The sequence below is a fragment of the Streptomyces ovatisporus genome, from assembly GCF_042653885.1.
GTDB classification, from domain to species: Bacteria; Actinomycetota; Actinomycetes; order Streptomycetales; family Streptomycetaceae; genus Streptomyces; species Streptomyces ovatisporus.
The window spans coordinates 416,951-438,633 of record NZ_JBHSFH010000006.1; the positions used below are offsets into that span (position 1 = coordinate 416,951).

Sequence of the window (21,683 nt, forward strand, 5' to 3'; positions counted from 1 at the left end):
CGGGCCAGGCCGGAGAGACTTCGGCTGCGGAGCCGGCGGAGACCGTTCATGTCCCGTAACGCTAGCCGGGAGCGGCCGCTCCGTAGTCAGCCTCGGGCGGGCCTCCTCGCTACTCCCCGGGGAGTAGCGACGGACGCAGCGGGCCGGGCGGGGTCCCGGAGGCGGACGTCGCAGGGTCCGGACGGCCGCCGGGGCCGGGGTGGGGGTTGAGGTGGAGGTGGGGGTGGGGCCGGACGAGCCGGGGGCAGGGTCGTCCCGGGCGCCGGCGCCAGGCGTCGCGGCGTCGCGGCGTCGCGGCGTCGTGGCGTCGCGGCGTCGTGGCGTCGCGGCGTCGCGGCGTCGCGGCGTCGCGGCGCTTCAGACGAGGCCCGCCGCCCTGGCGAGGCCGACCACCGCGTGATCGAAGAAGTCGTCCCTCGCCGCGATGACGCCGTCGAACTGGCCGAACAGCTCGAAGCTGAGCAGTCCGAACAACTGCGCCCAGACGGCGGCCAGTTCGGCCATGGCGGGGGCGGGCAGGTCCACACCGAGGCGCTGCGTCAGATCGTGGGTGTCGGACAGGACGGGCGCCGGCGCGGCGGGGACCGGCCCGCATCCGGAAGGTTCCGGGCCGGTGGACGCGGCCCCGGAGGCCGCACCTGCCGCGGCGGGGAGACGCAGCGCTCCTGCGGCGTGCGCGTCCGCGGCGATGGTGATCAGGGTGAGCGCCGCTCGTGCTGCCGGGCCGGTGGTGGTCTCGGGCGCCGCGTAGCCGGGGACGGGCGAGCCGTAGATGAGGGCGTACTCGTGCGGGTGCGCGAGGGCCCATGCGCGGACGGCGCGGCAGACGGCCTGCCAGCGGGCCAGGTGGGCATCGCCTTGGGCGGCAGAACCCTCGAGGGCGGCTTCGGCGGCGGCGCCCAGCGCGTCGTAGGAGTCGGTGATCAGGGCGGTGAGCAGGTCGTCGCGGTTGGGGAAGTAGCGGTAGAGCGCCGAGGAGACCATGCCCAACTCGCGTGCCACAGCGCGGAGGGAGAGCTTGGCCGCGCCTTCCGCCGCGAGCTGGCGCCGCGCTTCGTCCTTGATGGCTATGGTGATTTCACCGCGTGCCCGCTCCCGCGCGCCTTGGATCTTGGTCATGGGTGTCAGTGTGCCAGCTTCCGGAGCACTGACCAAGAATGAGATCAGTGCTCTTGTTCTGGTGCGCCGCTCGTGCAACACTGCTCTTGAGAGAGAGCACTGCTCTCGAAGAGCAGCCCACCTCAGTCTTCGCCGGCCCGGCCGGCCCGTTCCGTCCCAGTCAGAGTCCAGCCGCCGTCACCGGCAGCCCTCATGCACGAAGGAAGACCGCCATGACCACCGCCCATTTCGTCAAGCCGGACGGCTTCACCCGCAAGGTCCTCAACCCCACCGTCGCCTGGCTGGCCAGGCGCAACGTGAGCCTCGCCGGCTCCCGCGTCCTCGCCGTCCGCGGCCGCAAGACCGGTGAGTGGCGCACCACCCCCGTCAACCCGCTCCCCCTCGACGGCGAGCGGTACCTGGTCGCTCCCCGCGGCCACGTGCAGTGGACGCACAACATGCGCGCCGCGGGCGGGGGCGAACTGCGCAAGGGCAAGAAGGTGGAGCTCTTCCGCGCCGTCGAACTGGCCGACGAGGAGAAGCCCGCGGTGCTGCGCGCCTACATCAAGAAGTGGAGCTGGGAGGTCGGCGCGTTCTTCAAGGGGCTCAGCGCGGAGTCGACGGACGCTGAACTCCTCGCCGCCGCCCCCAAGTACCCGGTCTTCCGCATCACCGTGGACTGAGCCCGGCGGTAACCGGCCGGCTCTGCACCGGCTCGGACCGGTTCGGCGGCGGCGCACCCGCCGCCGCTGTCCGCAGCCGCGCTCTGCCGCCGCGGCCACGTACCGGCCGAGTCCCGGCGCCGGCCCGCGCCGGTGCGGCGCCCCTGCCGTCCGGGGCACCGCAGACCCGTGCCCGGGTGCTTCAGCGGTCCAGTGTCTCCAGCGCCCGCCGCGCCACCGCGTTCGTCCGTACGACCTCCGCCAGCGACGTCGCCCCTCGCGCGAACCGTGCGAAGACGTTCCACGCCGGTCGGAATCCCGTGAGCGCGGCGTGCAGCATTCCGGGGCGGCGGGCGAAGACGTTGAGCATCCGCCGCCCGACACCCATCTCCACGCCCAGACCCGCCTTGATGGCGAAGGCGTAGTTCAGGGCCTGCCGCCGGGCCTCCACCGCGTCGTGCGCCTCGGCGACGCGCACCGCCCACTCTCCGGCCAGCCGCCCTGAACGCAGGGCGAAGGAGATGCCCTCCCTCGTCCACGGCTCCAGCAGCCCGGCGGCGTCCCCGCACACCAGCACCCGGCCCCGGGAGAGCGGGGAGTCCTCGGCACGGCAGCGCGTCAAGTGGCCGGAGGAGACGTCGGGTTCGAAGCCGGCGAGTCCGAGCCGGCCCACGAAGTCCTCCAAGTACCGCTTGGTCGCGGCTCCTTCGCCACGCGCCGAGATGACACCGACGGTGAGGGTGTCGCCCTTGGGGAAGACCCAGCCGTAACTTCCGGGCAGGGGGCCCCAGTCGATCAGCACGCGGCCCGCCCAGTCCTCGGCGACGCTGGCGGGCACCGGGACCTCCGCCTCCAGGCCGAGGTCCACCTGCTCCATCTTCACGCCGACATGTGCGCCTATCCGGCTGGCACTTCCGTCCGCCCCCACCACCGCGCGGGCCAGTACGGGCCGTTCCTCCCCGGAGAGGACGACCGCCACCGTACGGCGGTCGGGCACGGCCGGGCCGTGCTGCTCGACGCGTGAGACGCTCACGCCCGTCCGCACGGTGGCACCCGCCTTGACGGCGTGCTCCACCAGCCGGTGGTCCAGGTCCGAGCGGTTGACCAGCCCGAAGAGCATGTGCCGGGACCGGCGCGTACGGGCCATCCTGCCGTTGAGCGAGAACGTCACCGCGTGCACGCGGTCGCGCAGCGGCAGTTCGAAGCCCGGCGGCAGGGCGTCCCGCGAGGGGCCGATGATGCCGCCGCCGCACGTCTTGTAGCGGGGCAGCTCGGCCTTCTCCAGCAGCAGCACCCGCCGTCCGGCGACTGCCGCCGCGTACGCCGCCGACGCTCCGGCAGGCCCGGCACCGACCACGACCACGTCCCAGACGGGCTCGTCCCCGTCGTCCGGGCCGACCGCGCTGTCCGTGCTCTCGGCGGGGCTCGGGCCGCCGTCCGGTGCGGCCTCCTCGGAGTGCAGGACGTCCTCCGCGTGCCCGTCCCCGCCCCGGCCCTCTGACCCGGCTGCGTTCTCGCTGCTCACGATGTCCTTCCGCTCCGCTCGACCTCGGCTTTGCGTTGCCGACCGCATCCTACGGCTCGGCCCCGGCGCGTCCCTCTGTGGGAGGATCAACGGCGTCTTTTCGTGCGCGCGCACTGCACACAGACCGCGTACGCAGAAGTCCGACGCCGCGCCCCACAAGGAGCCTTCCGATGACACTCACCCCGGCCCCCGGTGCAGACGAACACGCCGCGTACACCGATGCCGTGGCCGCCACCGTCGCCTCTCTCATGCCGCAGGCCAGGGCCGAGCTGGCCGAACTGGTGGCGTTCCGGTCGGTGGCCGACGCCTCGCAGTTCCCGGTCGGCGAGTGCGAGGCCGCGGCCAACTGGGTCGCCGCCACGCTGCGCGGGGAGGGCTTCCAGGACGTCGCGCTCCTCGACACCCCCGACGGCACCCAGAGCGTCTACGGAATGCTCCCGGGCCCGCAGGGCGCCCCCACGGTGCTGCTGTACGGGCATTACGACGTGCAGCCGCCGCTCGACGAATCCGCTTGGCGGACACCGCCGTTCGAGCTCACCGAACGGGACGGACGCTGGTACGGGCGCGGAGCGGCCGACTGCAAGGGCGGCATCGTCATGCACCTGCTGGCACTGCGTGCACTGCGTGCCCAGGGCGAGCTCCCCGTCACCGTGAAGTTCATCGCCGAAGGCTCCGAGGAGCAGGGCACCGGGGGTCTGCAGCGGTACGCGGAGGCTCATCCCAGGCTGCTGGCGGCGGACACTATCGTCATCGGCGACACGGGCAACTTCCGCGTGGGGCTGCCCACAGTCACCGCCTCGCTGCGCGGCATGGCGAAGCTTCACGTCCGGGTGGAGACGCTCGAAGGCAACCTGCACTCCGGTCAGTTCGGCGGAGCCGCGCCCGACGCGCTGGCCGCTCTGGTCCGGACGCTCGACTCCGTCCGGGACGCCGAGGGCAACACCGTCGTCGACGGCCTGGACGCGGATGCCGGCTGGGACGGGCTGGACTACCCGCCGGAGGACTTCCGCAAGGACGCCAAGGTCCTGGAGGGCGTACGGCTGACAGGCTCGGGAACCGTCGCCGAGAGCATCTGGGCCCGCCCCTCCGTGACGGTGCTGGGGATCGACTGCCCGTCGGTCGCCACGGCCACCGCGTCGGTGCAGGCGAGCGCAGGTGCGGCGGTGAGCCTGCGGGTGCCCCCGGGCATGGACACCGTGAAGGCCACCGCGCTCCTCGTCTCCCACCTGGAGTCGCACGTGCCGTGGGGTGCCCGCGTGTCCGTCGAAGTCGTGGGCCAGGGACAGCCGTTCAGCGCGAACACCGCGAGCCCGGCGTACAAGGCGATGGCCGAGGCGATGCAGGCGGCCTACGACGGAGAGGAGATGCAGATCGCGGGCCAGGGCGGCTCCATCCCGCTGTGCGACACGCTCGCCTCGCTCTACCCGCGGGCGGAGATCCTCCTCATCGGGCTGAGCGAACCGGAGGCCCAGATCCACGCGGTCAACGAGAGCGTCTCGCCGGAGGAGTTGGAGCGGATGTCCGTCGCGGAGGCGCTCTTCCTGCTGAGGTACGCCCAGCGCGTCTGAGCCGCCCCGCCGTCGGGGTGGCGCCGTCGGGGTGCTGCCGTCGGGGTGCTGCGGCTACCCGGCGGCGCGGCTGATTCCGTCGCCGACCGGGGCCCCCGCCTCCAGGTAGAGCGGGTGACCCGACTCGCGGGCGCGCAGCGCTCCCTTGAGACGCTCCAGATGTGCGGGCGGCAGGAGCCCGGCGGCCTGCTCCTCGGTGACGAAGCGCCATGCCCTCAACTCCGCGGCGGGGAGCAGCAGTCGCCGTACTTCGTCCCTGGAGAGGCAGCCACCGTCGAACAGCAGCCGCAGCCCTCCGTATGCGGGGGGTTTCGGCGGTTCCCAGTCGGCGACCAGCAGGCGGGGGCCGGTGTGCAGCTGGAGGCCCAGCTCCTCGGCCACCTCGCGGATTCCGGCGCTGGCGGGTGCCTCCCCCGGCTCGACGACTCCGCCGGGGAACTCCCAGCCCGGCTTGTACGTGGGGTCGACCAGCAGTATCCGTTCCTGCTCGTCGAAGAGCAGCACGCCCGCCGCCACGGTCTCGGCCGTCGGCTCGGGGGTCTGCACGATGTCCAGGCTGCCGGCGCCCTCGTTCAGCGCGCCGGCGACGCGTTCCGCGGTCTGGCGGGGAGTGAGGCCGGACGTATCCACGGTGTGCGCGTCCTCGCCGAGCCAGCCGAGCGCGGTGCGGTACGCGGGCAGCTGCTCCTGGCACCGGACACGGTCCAACCCACCTTCCGTGTACGCGCGTTGCTCCATGCGAGCGCGAAGGATCGTTTCATCCGCGTGCAGCAGCACGTGGTGCACCGGTATGCGACGGGCGGCGAGAGCGCCGAATATCTCGTCCCGGTACTCCTGCCTCAGCAGGGTCATCGGAATGATCAGGGGTCCCTCGACCTCGGTGAGGAGCGCCGCTGCCGTTTCGGCCACCAGCCGTCGCCAGGACGGCAGTTGCTGATAGTCGTCGATCTGGGCGAGGCGTTCCTTGGGGAGCATGCATCTCAACCCGGTGCCGATGAGCTCCGGTTCGCAGAGCATGCCTCCCGGGAGCAGGTCCACCAGCTCGTGCGCCACGGTGGTCTTGCCCGCGCCGTAGGCGCCGTTGAGCCACACGATCACGGTCGGTTCCCCCTCTTCCGTCGCCCCCCGTTTCACGCTGCCCGTTCCACCCTGCCACGGAAACGCGCCGGGGCGGCGCCGTCGCAAAACGCAGGCGCACGCGGCGGATTCCCCTACGGTACGGCGGAGAACAGGCGGCAGCCGGGGAGCAGTTGGAGGCGATGTGCGGGTCATCGTCACGAATGTGAGGGAAGCCGCGCGCGGTCGCGCACTCGGGGCGCCCGGGGGAGGAGGACGGCCCGGCCGCGCCCTCCCGGCCGTCCCTCCGCGCGGGCGCGACGGCGGGCAGGAGAGCAGCGGCGCGGTCAGTGGGACGGGTTCACTTCGCGGCAGGCGCGCGCCAGGCGGGGTCGCGCCCCGTCAGGGCGAGCAGCTTGTCGAAGTCCGTCGCGTCCTCGGCGACCTGGACGGGTTCCGCGAACACGTTCATCTTCCGCCCCGTCGGCGCCAGAGCCCCGAAGCCCTCGTTCAGCACCGGCACGCCGGGTCCGTACGGGACGAAGTCCTGGCCGGTGGCGCGCGCGAGGTCCCAGGCGTGCACGGTCATGTCGCCCAGCACCATCTCCCCCACGGTGCGCTGCGGCAGACCCATCCCCTGCGACACTCCCTCCAGCGCTCCCGGCTGCGACCACGCCTCCACGAGAAGTCCGGCCTCCCGCCCGAACCGTGCTCTCCAGGCACTGTCCTCGAGGTAGTCCGGAGTCGTGGAGAAATCGGCGGTGCCTCTGGCAGCGAGGGCCTGGAAGCTGATCACGACGTGCAGGAGGTGGTTGATCAGATCTCGCACGTCGTACTCGGAGCAGGGCGTCGGCGAGCCGAGGTCGGACTCCTTCACCCCGCGCACCACGGGCTCCGCCCGCTCGGCGGCACCCTTCAGCAGACCGGTGAGGTCGTACGCGTTCGTCATGCCCGGAACGCTACGGCGGCCCCGCCGCCGAGGGCTTGAAGAAATGCGACACCGCCGGGCATAGGATCTGCGTCATGGCAGGTGGGAACGGCCGGGGAGGCCCGGTGCCGCCGGAGCGGGGGCCGTACGGCTCGGACAGGCCGCGGGCCGACACCCGGGGCATCCTCGACGCCGCGGAGCTCTTCTCCCGCGTGCGCTTCCGGCGCCGCCCTGCCGCGGAGGCCCTGCGCCCGTACGTCGAGCACTACTGGCTGATCGACTGGGAGCTGGAGGAGCCCTACGTCTCCCAGCTCGTGCCGCATCCGTCGGTGAACATCGTCTTCCACCGCTACGGCGCCGAGCCACCCGGCGCGGAAGTGGCGGGTGTGGGGCTCGGGCTGTTCTCCATCACGCTGCAGGGCACAGGCCGGGTCTGCGGAGTCCAGTTCCGTCCGGGCGGTTTCCGGCCCTTCCTGTCCGGCGACGGCGTGCGGGACGTCGCTGCGCTGACGGGCCGGAGTCTGCCCTTCCCGGAGGTCTTTCCTTCCGCGGACGGCCAGGCCGCGGCCCGGATCGTCTCGCCCGTGGGGGAGGACGAGAGGGTCGCCGCCGCCGACGCCCTTCTGCTCGGCTCGGGACCGTCGCCGGATCCGGCCGCCGAGCGCGCCATGGAGCTCGCCCACCGCGTTCGCACCGACCGGAGCATCACGCGCGTCGAGCAGCTCGCCCGCCAAGGGGGCCTGTCCGTGCGTGCTCTGCAGCGGCTGTTCGCCTCGTGCGTCGGCGTCAGCCCGAAGTGGGTGATCCTGCGCTACCGGATCCACGAGGCGCTGGAGGCCGCCGGGGCACAGCGGGGCACCGACTGGGCACGGCTGGCCGGCGAACTGGGCTACAGCGACCAGGCCCATCTCGTACGGGACTTCACGAGGACCGTGGGCCTGCCGCCGACGGACTACGCACGCGCGGTCGCCCACGCTGCTCCGGGACGGCCTGGACGGGCGCGACCGGCGGGACCGGCCCGCGCGTGAAGTGGTGCTGCTCCCGTACGGAGCGGCGCCGGAGCCGGGCCCGCGTGCGGGCGGACAGGGGCCGGGGCGCGAGCCGCGGCCGGAGACTCAGCGGCCCTCCAGGTGCCAGCAAGCGGCGGCAGCCCCCACGAGACCCGCGTCGGTGCCTGTCCGAGCCGGTGCCACCTCGAGGCCCTGCACGAAGGACAGCGTCGCGAACTCCGCCAACGCCCGCCTCAGCGGGGCGAACAGGACCTCGCCGGCCTTAGCCACTCCCCCGCCCACCACGGCGATCTCGATCTCGACGAGCGTCGCCGTGGCGGCGATGCCCGCTGCCAGGGCACGTGCGGCACGCTCGAAGGAGGCGCGGGCGACGGGGTCGCCGGCCCGCGCCGCGGCGGCCACGCCCGCCGCGCTGCCGTCGCCGCCGGGGCCGGGTCTCCAGCCCCCCTCCAGTGCCCGGCGGGCGATGTTGGGCCCGCTGGCGATGCGTTCCACGCAGCCGCGTCCTCCGCAGGGGCAGCTGTCGCCGTCCAGGTCGACGCTGATGTGCCCTATGTGGCCCGCGTTGCCGCTGGGACCGGGGTGCAGTTCACCGCCGAGGACGAGGCCGCCGCCCACACCCGTGGAGACCACCATGCACAGCGCACCGGCCCGTCCCCGCGCGGCGCCCTGCCAGTGCTCCGCCGCCGCCATCGCGACGCCGTCGCCGACGAGGGTGACGGGCAGCCCACCCGTACGCTCCCGCACGTTGGCCACGAGTGGAAACTCGCGCCATCCGGGGATGTTGACCGGGGAGACGGTGCCGGCCTTGGCATCCACGGGCCCTGCACTGCCGATCCCCACGGCACGTGCACCGGACCACTGCGAGGACGCGGCCAGTTCTCCGAGCACCTCCCCGAGCGCCGCCATCACCTGCTCACCGGGCGCCCGCGACGGGGTGGGACGCTGCGCACGCACGAGCAGCTCGCCGACGCTGTTCACCAGGGCACCCGCGATCTTGGTGCCGCCGATGTCGAGAGCGACCACGAGGTCCTGGTGCATGGGTGATGTTCTCCTGAGGACGGGGCGGCGACCCGCCCCCGGCCGGGAACGGTCAGCAGGTCCAGTCTGGCGTGTGCTGACAACGTTGTCCAGACTCCTGTGCGGCGGAGAGCTATGCTGCTCTTCCCCTGCAAGAGACCTGAGAGGGAACCCGCCCCCGTGCCCGAGACCGCACGCCCCGCCGCAGGCCGTACTCCCGAACGCCGCTACGGGAACCGGCCCACCATGAAGGATGTCGCGGCCCGGGCGGGGGTCGGCCTGAAGACGGTTTCCCGGGTGGTCAACGGCGAGGCCGGCGTCTCCCCCGACACCGAACGCCGCGTGCAGGAGTCGATCACGGCGCTCGGGTTCCGCCGCAACGACAGCGCCCGCATCCTCCGCAAGGGCCGCACCGCGAGCATCGGACTCGTACTGGAGGACCTCGCCGACCCCTTCTACGCTCCGCTCAGCCGCGCCGTCGAAGAGGTCGCACGCGCACACGGAGCGCTGTTGATCAACGGATCGAGCGCCGAAGACCCGGCCCGTGAACAGGAGTTGGTGCTGGCTCTGTGCGCGAGGCGGGTGGACGGCCTGGTCATCGTCCCCGCCAGCAGCGACCACCGCTATCTCGAACCGGAGATAGCGGCCGGGGTCGCCACCGTCTTCGTCGACCGGCCCCCGGGGCACATCGAGGCCGACCAGGTGCTGGCCGACAGCTTCGCCGGCGCCCGCGACGGCGTCGCCCACCTCATCGCGCACGGGCACCGACGCATCGGCTTCATCGGCGACCGCCCGCGCATCCACACGGCTCACGAGCGGCAGCGCGGTTACCTGGCGGCGATGGAGGAGGCGCGGCTGCCGGTGCACGACAGCTGGCTGGCGGCCGGGGCCACCGATCCGGAGCGCGTACGGTCCGACGCCGAGCGGATGCTCGCCGGAGCGGAAGGGGTCACCGCGTTCTTCGCGGGCAACAACCGGGTGACCGTGACCCTGGTGCGGGTGCTCGCCGAACTGGACCGTCCCGTGGCGCTGGTGGGCTTCGACGACTTCGAACTGGCCGATCTGCTCGTCCCCCCGGTGACCGTCGTCGCGCAGGATCCCGCCCAACTGGGGCGCACCGCGGCCGGGTTGCTCTTCCGGCGCCTCGAAGGCGCGCACGACCCGCCCCGCCGGACGACGCACCCGACGCGGCTGATAGCCCGCGGTTCGGGCGAACTCCCGCCCGCGACATAGCGCTTGTCCCACACTTGCCCCCCCAGGGGCAGGCTTCAGCAGACGGGCAGTCCGGGCACGGGCTCGTCGTTGCCCCCGCCCCTGATGTAGACGACGCTGACCCACACCTTCCTGTTGCCGCTGTCGTCGTCGGTCTTCGCCCACCAGATGTTGGTCCAGCGGCCTGCGGTCTCCCGGTGGGCGAGCTTCTTCTGGCAGAAGAAGTAGTTGATGCCCGCATTGAGTTCACCGACCGGTCTGTGTGCCGAGTTGAAGGACGTCGCCTTCTTCCACACCGAGCAGTCGAATCTGCCTCCGCCTCGCGGCTTGCAGGCGGGCGCCGGTCCCGGTTCACCGCCACCGGACAGGGCGGCGCCTCCCGTGCTGCCGCCACTCCCGGCGTCTCCGCCTCCCGGGACTCCGCTCGTCCCGGCGCTGCCGCCGGAGCCGCCTTCCTGCGCGTCCCCGGCTCCCTCGTCTTCCTGACGGCCGCCGCCCTCGGCAGTGCCTGTCGAACTGCCCGTCCCGGGAAGCGAATCGGCCTTCTTACCGCCGCGACCGCCCTCGGTGCGCCCGTCGCCCTTCCGGTCCCCCTCCGCACCTTCGGACGCCCCCGCCCGCTTCCCGCCGTCCGCCCGTACGCCGTCGTCCTCGCCGCCGGCCACGACGGCGTACGTCACCCCCGCTCCGGTCAGCACCACCGCGGCGGCCGCCGCAGCCACCAGGACCCGGCCGCGGGAGCGGCCCGTAGCGGTGCGAACGGTGTCACGTTCCGGGTCCGTCCCGCCCACCCCGGCCTGCAACTGTCCGGAGCCGTACGGGTCTTGCGGCCGGGCAGCGTGGTGCTCACCGAACGGGCCCTGTCCGCCGTGCGGTGGTGACGACGGTCCCGGCCGGCCGGGGACTCCCGGTGCGGACGCCGCCTGTTGCGGCCCGGGCGGGACTGCCCCAGGAGCACTTGCGGTGCGCAGGCGCACCGTCTCGGAGGCGGGTGGCACAGCCGCACCCTCGGCGACGGCTTTCAGCAGTGCCGTCGCCCGCGTCGCGTCCGCGCGCTGCCCGGGGTCCTTGGCCATGAGTTCGGCGAGGACGGGAGCGAGCGGGCCCGCACGCCGCGGCTCGGGCAGCGGCTCGACCACGATCGCGTTGAGCGTCGACCACGTGGACGTACGGCGGAAGGGCACGGCGCCCTCGACGGCGGCGTAGAGCATGGCGCCCAGCGCCCACACGTCGGACGCCTCACGCGGCGGCTCGCCACGCGCCCGCTCCGGTGCCAAGTAGTCCAGTGAGCCGACGAGTTCGCCGCTGCCGGTCAGCCGCGTGCCGGACCCGTCGTCCGGGTCCTCCATGGTCGCGATGCCGAAGTCGGTGAGGACGACGCGCTCCCCGCCGCCCTCCAGCAGTACGTTGCCCGGTTTGACGTCACGGTGCAGCACGCCGGCGCGGTGTGCGGCGTCGAGGGCGTTCATGACCTTGAGCCCGATGGCTGCGGCCTCGCGTGGTTCGAGGGAGCCGCGCTCGCGCAGGACGTCGTCGAGCGAAGGCCCTTCGACGAGTTCCATGACGATGACGGGCCGGCCCTCGTGCTGCGCGACGTCGTGCACCGCGATCACTCCGGGGTGCCGCACGCGTGCCGCCGCACGCGCCTCGCGCTCCATCCGCGTCCGCAGGTCGCCGAGTTCACTGCTCGCGGCATCGGTCCAGGTACGCAGCTCCTTGACTGCGACCTCCCGGGCGAGCACCTCGTCGGTGGCCCGCCAGACGACGCCCATGCCGCCGCGGCCGAGCCGCCCGGTCACCCGGTAGCGTCCTGCGAGCACGCGGCCCACGGCGTCGTCGCTGCCGCCCGCCGCCTCGGGCGGGGACGGCAGGCCGCCCGAACCGCCGTGCTCCGCACCGCCGTTGCCCGCCGGCTGCTGCTCCCCCGGTGTCTGCACTGCCCGTCCCCTTTGCCGCGTGCCGAGGGGGACAGCCTACGGCTCTCAAGTCGCCGCAGTGGCCTGCCCGGTGGCCGCGCTCCGCCCCGCGAGCCGGTCGAGGTCGGCGCGGGTCATGCCCGAGTAGCGGGCGACCTCGCCGCTCGTGAGCGCGCCGCAGTCCAGGCCGCGCAGCAGGTAGTTGCTCAGTGCCCGGGCTGTTGCGGGCTCGTCCATCACCGCGCCGTCGCCGCCGAAGTGGCCCGCGTAGGCGGCGAGTCGGGCCGCTGCCTGCTCCATCCCTTCGCGGTAGAAGGAATAGGTGGCGGCGTACCGCGTGGGCAGGTGCCCCGGGTGCATGTCCCAGCCCTGGTAGTAGGCGCGGGCCAACGAGCGCCGTACGAGGCCGTGATGGAGCCGCCACGCCTCGTGGACCTGACGCCGGGACCCGCTCGGCACGATGTTGGTCGAACCGTCCGACAGGCGTACTCCCGTCCCCGCGGCGGCGACCTGCATGACCGCCTTCGCGTAGTCGGCGACGGGATGGTCCATCGCCTGGTACGCGGCGCTCACCCCGCAGGAGGCGCTGTAGTCGAAGGTGCCGTAGTGCAGGGACGTGGCCCGTCCCCCGGCTGCCTCGATCATGAGCGCCACAGTGGCACGCCCGTCGGGGCCGAGGACGGACTGGGTCGTCTCGATCTGGATCTCGAAGCCGATGCGTCCCGGTGGAAGTCCGCGTGCCTTCTCGAACTCTCCGCAGAGCCGGGCCATGGCCTCGACCTGCTCGGGGCAGCTGACCTTCGGCAGCGTGAGCACCAGCCCGCCGGGCAGGTCCCCGGCCTCCAGCAGCCCCGTGAGGAAGATGTCGAGGGTGCGGATGCCGCGGTCGCGCACGGCGGCCTCCATGCACTTCATACGGATGCCCGCGTAGGGGGGCGCGCCGTCCGCCGCGCAGGACTCGGCGATCAGGCGGGCCGCCCTGGCGGCGGCCGCGTCCTCCTCCGCGTCGGGCCGGACGCCGTAGCCGTCCTCGAAGTCGATGCGCAGGTCCTCGACGGGCTCGCGCTCCAGCTTCGCCAGTACGCGCTCGTACACGGACCCGGCGAGCTCCTCGGGCAGGCCGAGTACGTCGGCGAACTCCCTGGCGCCCGGGGCGTGTTGACGGAGCAGTTCCAGGGCCTGCCCGCCCCAGTCCGCGACGGTGCCGGCCGAGTAGGCGTCCGCCGGCACGTAGACGGTGTGGACGGGCTGGCGCGTGCCGGGCTCGCCCGGGTACCGGCGTGCGAGTTCCGCGTCGACGGGGGCCAGCCGGGCGGCGAGCTCCTCGGTCACACTGCCGGGCAGGCTGGTGGCAACGGTCGCGTCCTCGCTCACGCCAATCCCAACTTTCCGCATCATGGAATCAACAATTCGTAGAACGAAGCTATCCAGGGCCGCCGACGCAGGTCAACCACACGCCCCGGGCTCGTCACGCGAGCATCGCCACTCGTCACGCGGGCATCGCCAGCAGCCTTGCCTCCGTCTGCGCATCCACACCTTTCAGCGGGCGGTCCGGCCGCAGCGGAGCCTTCCCGCCCAGCTGCCGGAGCCACGCCCAGGTATCGGTCACCGTCTCACCCACGGGACGGCAGCGCAGTCCCGTGCCGAGGGCCTTCGAGACGTCACCCCGGTGCATGTGGTCGAAGTCGGCACCCGGCGGCAGCCAGACGGGCAGGCCCGTCCACGGCTCGGCCCCCGCGGCGAGGACCGATTCCGGGCTTCTCCAGTGCAGTTCCGCCTTGCCGCCCGTGACGCGCACGCACGACTCCAGGAACTCGCCCATGGTGGTGTGCCCGGGCGGCGAGACCACGTTGTAGGCGCCGGAGAGTCCGCGGGCCGTGGCGTCCAGCACCCATTCCGCCAGATCACGGACGTCGATGTACTGGATCGGCAGGTCGCGCGGCCCCGGTGCCGGCACCGCCCCGCCACGGGCCATGCGCAGCAGCCACCACGGCAGCCGCCCGACGTCCTCCCCCGGCCCGAGGATCAGCCCGGCCCGTACGAGCAGGGCGCGGTCGCCGAAGGATTCGCACGTGGCGAGTTCGCCGCCGCGTTTGGCCCGCGCGTAGTCACCCTCCGTCTCCTCGGCCGTGTCCCCGGCCGACGCGGCCACCACTGGCCCCGTCTCGTCCAGCCCGGCGGCGACCGGTCCGGCGTAGACCGACCGGCTGGAGATGTAGACGTACCTGCCCGCTCCCCCGCCCTCGGCGAGGAGCCGTGCCGAGGCCCGTACGGCGTCCGGCGCTCCCGACCAGGTGTCGACCACGGCGTCCCACTCGCCGCCCCGGAGAGCGGCCGTGCCTCCCTCGGCGTCGCGGTCCCCGTGCAGTACGTGTTCCACTCCGGGCGGCGGCGCGTGCCGTCCCCGGTGGAAGACGGTGACCCGCCAGCCGCGTGCCACGGCCGCCTGTGCCACCGCCCGCCCGACGTAGCCCGTCCCTCCCAGCATCAGCAGTCTCATGCTCCGAACTGTGCCCGGTCATCCGCCGGCCAAGGCCGCGTCCTGCTCTCAGCAGAACCACGCAGGGGCGCGGGCCGCTCCAGCCCCCGCGAACTGCTTCGCCCCCGCACGCCGGCGGCGTGCGGGGGCGGGGGAAGCAGAGTGTCCGGTCGCCTGCGGAACGGCCTCAGCCCTTGCGGGCCTTGACCTCTTCCGTCAGCGCCGGGACGACGTCGAAGAGGTCACCCACGACGCCGTAGTCGACCAGATCGAAGATCGGGGCCTCGGCGTCCTTGTTGACGGCGACGATGGTCTTGGACGTCTGCATGCCGGCCCGGTGCTGGATCGCGCCGGAGATGCCGGTAGCGATGTACAGCTGCGGGGAGACCGTCTTGCCGGTCTGGCCGACCTGGTTGGAGTGCGGGTACCAGCCGGCGTCCACCGCGGCTCGCGAGGCGCCCACCGCCGCGCCGAGGGAGTCGGCCAGGCTCTCGATGATGTGGAAGTTCTCGGCACCGTTGACGCCGCGGCCGCCCGAGACGACGATCGCGGCCTCGGTCAGCTCCGGGCGCCCGGTCGACTCGCGCGGCGTGCGCGCCACGATCTTCGTGCCGGTCGACTTCTCACCGAAGGTCACCGACAGCTGCTCCACGGCGCCGGCGGCCGGTGCGGCCTCAGGTGCGGCGGAGTTGGGCTTCACGGTGATGACCGGAGTGCCCTTGGTGACGCGGGACTTGGTGGTGAAACCGGCGGCGAAGACGGACTGGGACGCCACCGGCCCCTCGTCCCCCGCCTCCAGGTCGACGGCGTCGGTGATGAGGCCGGAGCCGATACGCACCGCGAGGCGGGCGGCGATCTCCTTGCCCTCCGAGGAGGAGGGCACCAGCACGGCGGCCGGTGACACGGCGTCGTAGGCGGCCTGCAGCGCGTCGACCTTCGGCACGACGAGGTAGTCGGCGAACTCGGGGGCGTCCGCGGCCAGTACCTTCACCGCACCGTACTCGCCGAGGGTCTTGGCGGCCTCTTCGGCACCGGCACCGAGGTGCAGGGCGACCGGGTCGCCGATGCGGCGGGCCAGGGTCAGCAGTTCGAGGGTCGGCTTGCGGACGGCACCGTCCACGTGGTCGACATAGACAAGGACTTCAGCCATGGGGTTGCTCCTGCGGGGATGTGGGGCGGTTCTGCGGGCGGGGAGTACGTGGGCTCAGGCGGGCGCTCAGATGAACTTCTGGCCCGCGAGGTACTCGGCGAGCTGCTTGCCGCCCTCGCCCTCGTCCTTGACGACCGTGCCCGCGGTGCGTGCCGGACGCGGCGTGGCGTCCTCGACCTTGGTCCAGGCACCCTCGAGTCCCACCTCGTCCGCCTCGATGTCGAGGTCGTCCAGGTCCAGGGACTCCACCGGCTTCTTCTTGGCCGCCATGATGCCCTTGAAGGAGGGGTAACGCGCCTCGCCGGAGAGGTCGGTGACCGAGACGACGGCCGGCAGCGACGCCTCCAGCTGCTCGGTCGCGGCGTCCCCGTCACGGCGGCCGTTGACCTTGCCGTCGGTGACCGACACCTCGGACAGGAGCGTCACCTGCGGCACGCCGAGGCGCTCGGAGAGCAGAGCCGGGAGGACGCCCATCGTGCCGTCGGTGGAGGCCATGCCGCACATGACCAGGTCGTACCCGGTCTTCTCGATGGCCTTGGCCAGGACCGCGGAGGTGCCGAGCGCGTCGGTACCGTGCAGGTCGTCGTCCTCGACGTGGACGGCCTTGTCGGCACCCATGGAGAGCGCCTTGCGCAGGGCGTCCTTGGCGTCCTCGGGGCCGACCGTGAGCACGGTGATCTCCGCGTCGTCGTCGGAGTTCTCCCCGATCTGCAGCGCCTGCTCCACTGCGTACTCGTCGAGCTCCGAGAGAAGACCGTCGACCGACTCGCGGTCAGTGGTCAGGTCATCGGCGAACTGCCGGTCGCCGGTGGCGTCGGGCACGTACTTCACACAGACAACGATCCTCAAGCTCACGCCGGCTCTCCTACTGCTTGTCCTACGGTTCCGGTCCGTCGCTGAACCGGACCCCGTTCAATATTACTCGTCAGTACACACAGCGCGTACCCCGTACTCAAGGCCGGGAACTGTGACCTTGCCTACGCATGACGCGCCGGGACACATGCCCAACTCAATCACGGCGGCTGTGCGGCGCCGGAACGGGCGAGCGCGTACCGTCACGGTGCCGATACGGCACTCCGAGCGTCAAGAACGGCCCCCGGGATGGGAGATCAATCACGGCACCCCGCCTCACCGGCGGGAACGGCCCCGCTCCACACCTCTTCACCGCACCTCTTCACCGCTCCGCGGAACTTGCCGCAGCCCCGATCGCGGCGATGACGTCCGCCCTGCGGGGCTGCCCGTACGCGCGCCGCACCACGCGTCCCCCGGCGTCCAGGACGAGTACGGCCGGTGTCCCCTGGATCCGGAGCCGGCGCACCAGCGCGAGGTGCTTCTCCGCGTCGATCTCGGCGTGAGCCACGCCCGCGACCATTCCGCCGACCTCGGCCAGGACGCGCCGGGTGGCGCGGCACGGCTGGCAGAAGGCGCTGGAGAAGTGCACGAGCGTGGCCCGCTCCCCCAGGCGGGCAAGACCGAGGGCTGCGGGGTCGAGCACCACGTCCTTGCCTTCACGCCGCTCGTCCTCGCCTGCGCGCCGCTGGTCCTCGCGCCCGCGTCCGCTCACTGCGCCCTCCTGTCGCTCGCGTCGATGCCGACTGTCGCTGCTGCCGCCGCCGTTCGGACCGGTGGCCGTCCGAAGTGGGCGGCATGCGCGGTACGCACGGGCATTCCCGCCCCTCCGTCACCACCGGTGACGAGGATCTCCCCTCCGGACGGGCAGCGGGGTAGCCAGGCGCCTGCCCATCGGGAACCATCTTGCACGGGCCGAAGTTACGCGTCCGTAGGTAGTGGGCAACCCTGGCCGGGGACTCCCTCCCCAGGCAGCGACAAGGAAGGTCTCCCGACATGGCAGAACTCGTCTACCCACCGGTGATCGCCACGGCCCGGGCCTGGTTCAAGGCACTGGACCTGCGTTTCGACATGGAGGGGACCGAGCACGTGCCGCGGCGGGGCGGAGCCGTCCTGGTCAGCAACCACATCAGCTATCTCGACTTCATCTTCTCCGGTCTCGCCGCCCTGCCGGCGAAGCGCCTGGTGCGCTTCATGGCCAAGGACTCCGTCTTCCGGCACAGGGTCTCCGGACCGCTGATGCGGGCGATGAAGCACATACCGGTGGACCGTTCGAAAGGTGAGGGCGCCTACAGCCACGCACTGGACTCCCTGCGCTCCGGCGAGATCATCGGCGTCTTCCCCGAGGCGACCATCTCCCGCTCCTTCACCCTGAAGGACTTCAAGTCGGGCGCGGCACGGCTCGCGCAGGAGGCGGGGGTTCCGCTGGTCCCGATGGCCCTGTGGGGCACTCAGCGGCTGTGGACCAAGGGCCGCAAACGGGACTTCGGACGCAACCACTTCCCGGTCACCATCCGCGTCGGCGAGCCGATGGAGGCCGGCGCGGAGGAGCCGGTCACGCGCCTGACCTCCCGCCTGCGAGAGCGCGTACAGGAGATGCTGGAGGCGGCGCAGCGCGCCTACCCCGCGGTGCCCAAGGACGACAACGACAAGTGGTGGCTGCCCGCGCACATGGGCGGTACGGCGCCGACGCCCGCGGAGGCGCAGTCCATGTAGCGCGACGCGACGACGGTCGGCGCACCGCGTCGCCGGTGCGCCGTTGCCGCCGGTCCGGCCGTTCCCGGGCGCCTGGCTCAGCGGCCCATCTCCTCGCGCAGCGCCGCGAGGAACCCGTCGACGTCTTCCTCGGTCGTGTCGAAGGAGCACATCCAGCGCACGTCGCCGGCCGCCTCGTCCCAGAAGTAGAAGCGGAAGCGCTTCTGCAGACGTTCGCTCACCTCGTGCGGGAGGCGCGCGAAGACGGCGTTGGCCTGTACGGGATAGAGGATCTCGACTCCGTCGACGCTCTTGACGCCCTCGGCGAGGCGCTGCGCCATCGCGTTGGCGTGACGGGCGTTGCGCAGCCAGAGGTCACCGGCCAGCAGCGCGTCCCACTGCACGGATATGAACCGCATCTTGGAGGCCAGCTGCATGGACAGCTTGCGCAGGTGCTTCATCGCCCGGACCGCCCCGGGGTCGAGGACGATCACGGCCTCGCCGAAGAGCATTCCGTTCTTGGTGCCGCCCAGGGAGAGCAGGTCGACGCCCGCGGCGTTGGTGAAGGCGCGCATGGGCACGTCCAGTGACGCCGCCGCGTTCGCGATGCGGGCACCGTCGAGGTGGACCTTCATGCCGCGCTCGTGCGCGTGCTCGCAGATGGCCCGCACCTCCTCGACCGTGTAGCAGGTGCCGAGTTCGGTGTTCTGGGTGATCGAGACGACCTGCGGCATCGCGCGGTGCTCGTCGTCCCAGCCGTGTGCCTCGCGGTCGATCAGTTCCGGGGTGAGTTTGCCGTCCTCGGTCGGCACGGTGAGCAGCTTCAGGCCGCCCACGCGCTCGGGCGCACCGCACTCGTCGACGTTGATGTGAGCGGTCTCGGCGCAGATGACCGCACCCCAGCGGTCGGTGAGCGCCTGCAGTGCGACGACGTTCGCGCCGGTGCCGTTGAAGACCGGGAAGACCTGGGCGCGCGCGCCGAAATGGCTGCGGACGGTCTGCTGGAGGTGGGCCGTGTAGTCGTCGTCCCCGTACGCCGGCTGGTGACCGCCGTTGGCCAGCGCCAGCGCCGCCAGGATCTCGGGGTGCATGCCCGCGTAGTTGTCGCTGGCGAAACCGCGGACCCCGGGGTCGTGGCGGCGCTTCGCGTCGGTGGTCAGGGCTTCGGAGTCAACCACAGGCGTTTTCCGTTCACTTCCTCGGTGGGCTTGCTCCACGTCCCGGTGATGGTCTCCGCCAGCTCCCTGACGTCGGTGAAGCCCGCGAACTTGGCGTTCGGGCGGTCCGCGCGCATCTGGTCGTGCACGAGCGCCTTGACGACCAGGATGGCAGCAGCCGCCGAGGGGCCCGCATCGCCCCCGGCCTTGCGGAAGGCGTCGGCGAGCGCCAGGGTCCATGCCTCGGCGGCGGCCTTTGCGGCGGAGTAGGCCGCGTTGCCTGCTGTGGGGTTGCTCGCGCCTGCCGCGCTGACCAGGAGGTAGCGGCCGTTCCCACTGCGCCTGAGGGCTCCCTCGAAGGCGAGGGAGGTGTGCTGGACGGTACGGATCAGCAGGCTGTGCAGCGCGTCCCAGTCGGCGAGGTCGGTGTCGGCGAACGACGACGAGCCCCGCCAGCCGCCCACGAGATGCACGAGGCCGTCGACGCGCCCGAACTCCTTCTCCGTGCGGGCCGCCCACTCGCGGGCGGCGGCCACGTCCAGCAGGTCGACGGTGTCACCGGTGACGCTCGCACCCCCGTGTGCGAACCGGGCGGCGTCGACGGCCTGCGCCAGGCGTTCGGCGTCCGCGTCGGCGGCGACCACCGTGGCTCCCTCCTCGGCGAGACGCAGGAGCGCCGCCGCTCCTGCGGGCCCGGCCGCCCCGGCGACGGCGACGACGGAGCCTTCGAGGCTGCCCTTGCCGTTGCCCTGGTTCCCACGTGCCGTCGTGCTGGTCATGCCTGCTGCCTCCTGGTCCTGGACGCCCCGCTGCGCCACCGGGTCGCAGTGGCACCGCGTGCGTGGTGCTGTCGTGCCCGCCTGCCGGGCCGGTGCGCCGTGCAACCTGCGTGCGGTCGCACCGGCGCTGCCGGTCAGGCCGCGGCGAGGGCGGGGGCCTCCGCCGTGATGCCCTTGGTCGATGCGATCACGGAACGGAGCTTCTTCGCGAGGGCCTCGTAGAACATGCTCAGCGGAAACTCGTCCGGAAGCACGTCGTCCACGAGTTTGCGGGGCGGCAGGCTCAGGTCGAGCGCCTCCGGCCCCTGGGCCCACTTCGAGCCGGGGTGCGGGGCGAGGTAGGTGGAGACCAGCTCGTATGCCTTGAACCAGTGCACGAGCTTCGGACGGTCGATGCCCGCACGGTAGAGCGCCTCGATCTCCTCCCGCAGGCGCACCGTCACCTCCCGGGCGCGGTCCCAGTCCATGGCGAGCTTGTTGTCCCTCCAGCGCAGCGCGTCGTGCTGGTGGAGGTAGGCGAAGAGGAGCTGGCCGCCCAGGCCGTCGTAGTTGCGGTTGCGTTCACCGGTGACCGGGAAGCGGAAGAGCCGGTCGAGCAGCACCGCGTACTGCACGTCGCGGCCCTGCGCATAGCCGTCCGCCTCCAGCCGCACGCCCTCGTGGAAAGCCGTCAGATCGCAGCGCAGCTCCTCCAGGCCGTACATCCAGAACGGCTGCCGCTGCTTGATCATGAACGGGTCGAAGGGCAGGTCGCCGTGGCTGTGGGTGCGGTCGTGGATCATGTCCCACAGCACGAAGGTCTGCTGGCAGCGCGCCTGGTCGGCCACCAGTCCGCCGGCGTCGTCGGGGAGCCGGAGGCTGGTGACGTCGCAGGCGGCGTCGATGACGCGCCGGAACCGGGCGGCTTCCCGGTCGCAGAAGATGCCGCCCCACGAGAAGCGCTCGGGCGCCTCACGGACGGCCACGGTCTCCGGGAAGAGCACTGCGGAGTTGGTGTCGTACCCGGAGGTGAAGTCCTCGAAGGTGATGCCGCAGAAGAGGGGGTTGTCGTAGCGGGTGCGCTCGAGTTCGGCGAGCCAGTCGGGCCAGACCATGCGCAGCACGACCGCTTCCAGGTTGCGGTCCGGGTTGCCGTTCTGCGTGTACATCGGGAAGACGACCAGGTGCTGAAGCCCGTCCCGGCGGTTCTGGGCCGGCTGGAAGGCGAGCAGGGAGTCGAGGAAGTCGGGTATGCCGAAGCCGCTCTCGGCCCAGCGGCGCAGGTCGGTGACGAGCGCCTCGTGGTACTCGGCGTCGTGGGGCAGGAGCGCGGACAGGTCCCGTATCGCGGTGCAGACCTGCGCCACCTCGGTCTCCACGGCGGTGCGGGAGGGTGCGTCCTCCGCTTCGAAGTCGATCGAGCCGTCCTCGGACTGGGCCGGACGGATCGCCTCCACCGAGTCCTTCAGTACGGCCCATGCCGGGTGTTCGACCACGCGCTCGTCGGACGTACCCCCGCCGGCCTCGGTCTTGGACGAAAGAATTTCCGTCATGACTACCCCTCCACGAAAGAACCTGGCGTGACTAAACGGTAGCCGGG

Annotated in this window: 19 protein-coding genes; 5 read left to right on the plus strand and 14 right to left on the minus strand. The window is 72.3% G+C overall.

Annotated elements, in window-relative coordinates; all coding sequences use genetic code 11:
• Positions 1-357: 357 nt before the first annotated feature.
• Entirely contained in the window at positions 358-1,119 is a 762-nt protein-coding gene (locus ACFPA8_RS13095; protein ID WP_386447212.1) for a TetR/AcrR family transcriptional regulator, read from the minus strand.
• A gap of 212 nt (positions 1,120-1,331) precedes the next feature.
• Between ACFPA8_RS13095 and ACFPA8_RS13100 the strand changes: the two genes are divergently transcribed.
• On the plus strand, positions 1,332-1,781 hold the full coding sequence (locus ACFPA8_RS13100) for a nitroreductase family deazaflavin-dependent oxidoreductase (protein ID WP_386447215.1): 450 nt from the start codon (positions 1,332-1,334) through the stop codon (positions 1,779-1,781).
• Positions 1,782-1,962: 181 nt separating this feature from the next.
• Here the strand turns inward: ACFPA8_RS13100 and ACFPA8_RS13105 are convergent, their stop codons facing one another.
• Positions 1,963-3,285: a geranylgeranyl reductase family protein gene (locus ACFPA8_RS13105; protein ID WP_386447218.1), complete on the minus strand. Its 1,323-nt coding sequence runs from the start codon at positions 3,283-3,285 to the stop codon at positions 1,963-1,965.
• Between the two features lie 170 nt (positions 3,286-3,455).
• Here ACFPA8_RS13105 and ACFPA8_RS13110 point away from each other — a divergent pair, with 170 nt between their 5' ends.
• Entirely contained in the window at positions 3,456-4,853 is a 1,398-nt protein-coding gene (locus ACFPA8_RS13110) for a dipeptidase (protein WP_386447221.1), read from the plus strand.
• A gap of 54 nt (positions 4,854-4,907) precedes the next feature.
• Here the strand turns inward: ACFPA8_RS13110 and ACFPA8_RS13115 are convergent, their stop codons facing one another.
• Together ACFPA8_RS13115 and ACFPA8_RS13120 are read right to left on the minus strand one after the other, a co-directional pair.
• Complete coding sequence (locus tag ACFPA8_RS13115; RefSeq protein ID WP_386447224.1) at positions 4,908-5,951, minus strand: NUDIX hydrolase; 1,044 nt, start codon at positions 5,949-5,951, stop codon at positions 4,908-4,910.
• Between the two features lie 319 nt (positions 5,952-6,270).
• A complete protein-coding gene (locus ACFPA8_RS13120; RefSeq protein ID WP_386447227.1) occupies positions 6,271-6,858 on the minus strand; it encodes a TIGR03086 family metal-binding protein in 588 nt (195 codons plus the stop codon).
• A gap of 74 nt (positions 6,859-6,932) precedes the next feature.
• Here ACFPA8_RS13120 and ACFPA8_RS13125 point away from each other — a divergent pair, with 74 nt between their 5' ends.
• Complete coding sequence (locus ACFPA8_RS13125; protein WP_386447230.1) at positions 6,933-7,865, plus strand: DUF6597 domain-containing transcriptional factor; 933 nt, start codon at positions 6,933-6,935, stop codon at positions 7,863-7,865.
• An 87-nt stretch (positions 7,866-7,952) separates the two neighbouring features.
• Here ACFPA8_RS13125 and ACFPA8_RS13130 read toward each other — a convergent pair whose 3' ends face one another.
• The gene (locus ACFPA8_RS13130) at positions 7,953-8,888 is read right to left on the minus strand and encodes an ROK family protein (protein ID WP_386447232.1); all 936 of its coding nucleotides are present in this window, start codon (positions 8,886-8,888) and stop codon (positions 7,953-7,955) included.
• A 159-nt stretch (positions 8,889-9,047) separates the two neighbouring features.
• Between ACFPA8_RS13130 and ACFPA8_RS13135 the strand changes: the two genes are divergently transcribed.
• A complete protein-coding gene (locus ACFPA8_RS13135) occupies positions 9,048-10,100 on the plus strand; it encodes a LacI family DNA-binding transcriptional regulator (protein WP_386447234.1) in 1,053 nt (350 codons plus the stop codon).
• A 35-nt stretch (positions 10,101-10,135) separates the two neighbouring features.
• Here ACFPA8_RS13135 and ACFPA8_RS13140 read toward each other — a convergent pair whose 3' ends face one another.
• The 6 genes from ACFPA8_RS13140 to ACFPA8_RS13165 form a co-directional block, all read right to left on the minus strand.
• A complete protein-coding gene (locus ACFPA8_RS13140) occupies positions 10,136-11,950 on the minus strand; it encodes a serine/threonine protein kinase (RefSeq protein WP_417801320.1) in 1,815 nt (604 codons plus the stop codon).
• Positions 11,951-12,061: 111 nt separating this feature from the next.
• Positions 12,062-13,390, minus strand: coding sequence for a DUF6986 family protein (locus ACFPA8_RS13145; protein ID WP_386447658.1), 1,329 nt, complete (start codon positions 13,388-13,390; stop codon positions 12,062-12,064).
• A 94-nt stretch (positions 13,391-13,484) separates the two neighbouring features.
• Positions 13,485-14,495, minus strand: a complete 1,011-nt coding sequence (locus tag ACFPA8_RS13150; protein ID WP_386447240.1) for an NAD-dependent epimerase/dehydratase family protein — start codon at positions 14,493-14,495, stop codon at positions 13,485-13,487.
• 166 nt (positions 14,496-14,661) lie between these two features.
• Positions 14,662-15,624, minus strand: a complete 963-nt coding sequence (locus ACFPA8_RS13155; protein ID WP_386447242.1) for an electron transfer flavoprotein subunit alpha/FixB family protein — start codon at positions 15,622-15,624, stop codon at positions 14,662-14,664.
• 66 nt (positions 15,625-15,690) lie between these two features.
• Positions 15,691-16,479: an electron transfer flavoprotein subunit beta/FixA family protein gene (locus tag ACFPA8_RS13160; RefSeq protein ID WP_386447245.1), complete on the minus strand. Its 789-nt coding sequence runs from the start codon at positions 16,477-16,479 to the stop codon at positions 15,691-15,693.
• 319 nt (positions 16,480-16,798) lie between these two features.
• A complete protein-coding gene (locus ACFPA8_RS13165) occupies positions 16,799-17,188 on the minus strand; it encodes a TlpA family protein disulfide reductase (RefSeq protein WP_386447248.1) in 390 nt (129 codons plus the stop codon).
• A 281-nt stretch (positions 17,189-17,469) separates the two neighbouring features.
• Here ACFPA8_RS13165 and ACFPA8_RS13170 point away from each other — a divergent pair, with 281 nt between their 5' ends.
• Positions 17,470-18,189, plus strand: a complete 720-nt coding sequence (locus ACFPA8_RS13170) for a lysophospholipid acyltransferase family protein (RefSeq protein ID WP_386447251.1) — start codon at positions 17,470-17,472, stop codon at positions 18,187-18,189.
• A gap of 77 nt (positions 18,190-18,266) precedes the next feature.
• Here the strand turns inward: ACFPA8_RS13170 and ACFPA8_RS13175 are convergent, their stop codons facing one another.
• From ACFPA8_RS13175 to ACFPA8_RS13185, 3 genes are all read right to left on the minus strand, one after another.
• Complete coding sequence (locus ACFPA8_RS13175; protein ID WP_386447661.1) at positions 18,267-19,328, minus strand: threonine aldolase family protein; 1,062 nt, start codon at positions 19,326-19,328, stop codon at positions 18,267-18,269.
• On the minus strand, positions 19,325-20,104 hold the full coding sequence (locus ACFPA8_RS13180) for an SDR family NAD(P)-dependent oxidoreductase (RefSeq protein ID WP_386447254.1): 780 nt from the start codon (positions 20,102-20,104) through the stop codon (positions 19,325-19,327). The genes ACFPA8_RS13175 and ACFPA8_RS13180 overlap by 4 nt, the downstream gene beginning before the upstream one ends.
• A gap of 134 nt (positions 20,105-20,238) precedes the next feature.
• On the minus strand, positions 20,239-21,636 hold the full coding sequence (locus ACFPA8_RS13185; protein ID WP_386447257.1) for a DUF6421 family protein: 1,398 nt from the start codon (positions 21,634-21,636) through the stop codon (positions 20,239-20,241).
• Positions 21,637-21,683 lie beyond the last annotated feature (47 nt).

Bases quoted from the DNA above. Each gene is read 5' to 3' on its own strand.
- ACFPA8_RS13185 (WP_386447257.1), bottom strand. From the start codon at position 21,636: ATGACGGAAATTCTTTCGTCCAAGACCGAGGCCGGCGGGGGTACGTCC.
- ACFPA8_RS13110 (WP_386447221.1), top strand. From the start codon at position 3,456: ATGACACTCACCCCGGCCCCCGGTGCAGACGAACACGCCGCGTACACC.
- ACFPA8_RS13180 (WP_386447254.1), bottom strand. From the start codon at position 20,104: ATGACCAGCACGACGGCACGTGGGAACCAGGGCAACGGCAAGGGCAGC.
- ACFPA8_RS13170 (WP_386447251.1), top strand. From the start codon at position 17,470: ATGGCAGAACTCGTCTACCCACCGGTGATCGCCACGGCCCGGGCCTGG.
- ACFPA8_RS13120 (WP_386447227.1), bottom strand. From the start codon at position 6,858: ATGACGAACGCGTACGACCTCACCGGTCTGCTGAAGGGTGCCGCCGAG.
- ACFPA8_RS13100 (WP_386447215.1), top strand. From the start codon at position 1,332: ATGACCACCGCCCATTTCGTCAAGCCGGACGGCTTCACCCGCAAGGTC.
- ACFPA8_RS13095 (WP_386447212.1), bottom strand. From the start codon at position 1,119: ATGACCAAGATCCAAGGCGCGCGGGAGCGGGCACGCGGTGAAATCACC.
- ACFPA8_RS13130 (WP_386447232.1), bottom strand. From the start codon at position 8,888: ATGCACCAGGACCTCGTGGTCGCTCTCGACATCGGCGGCACCAAGATC.
- ACFPA8_RS13150 (WP_386447240.1), bottom strand. From the start codon at position 14,495: ATGAGACTGCTGATGCTGGGAGGGACGGGCTACGTCGGGCGGGCGGTG.
- ACFPA8_RS13125 (WP_386447230.1), top strand. From the start codon at position 6,933: ATGGCAGGTGGGAACGGCCGGGGAGGCCCGGTGCCGCCGGAGCGGGGG.
- ACFPA8_RS13145 (WP_386447658.1), bottom strand. From the start codon at position 13,390: ATGCGGAAAGTTGGGATTGGCGTGAGCGAGGACGCGACCGTTGCCACC.
- ACFPA8_RS13155 (WP_386447242.1), bottom strand. From the start codon at position 15,624: ATGGCTGAAGTCCTTGTCTATGTCGACCACGTGGACGGTGCCGTCCGC.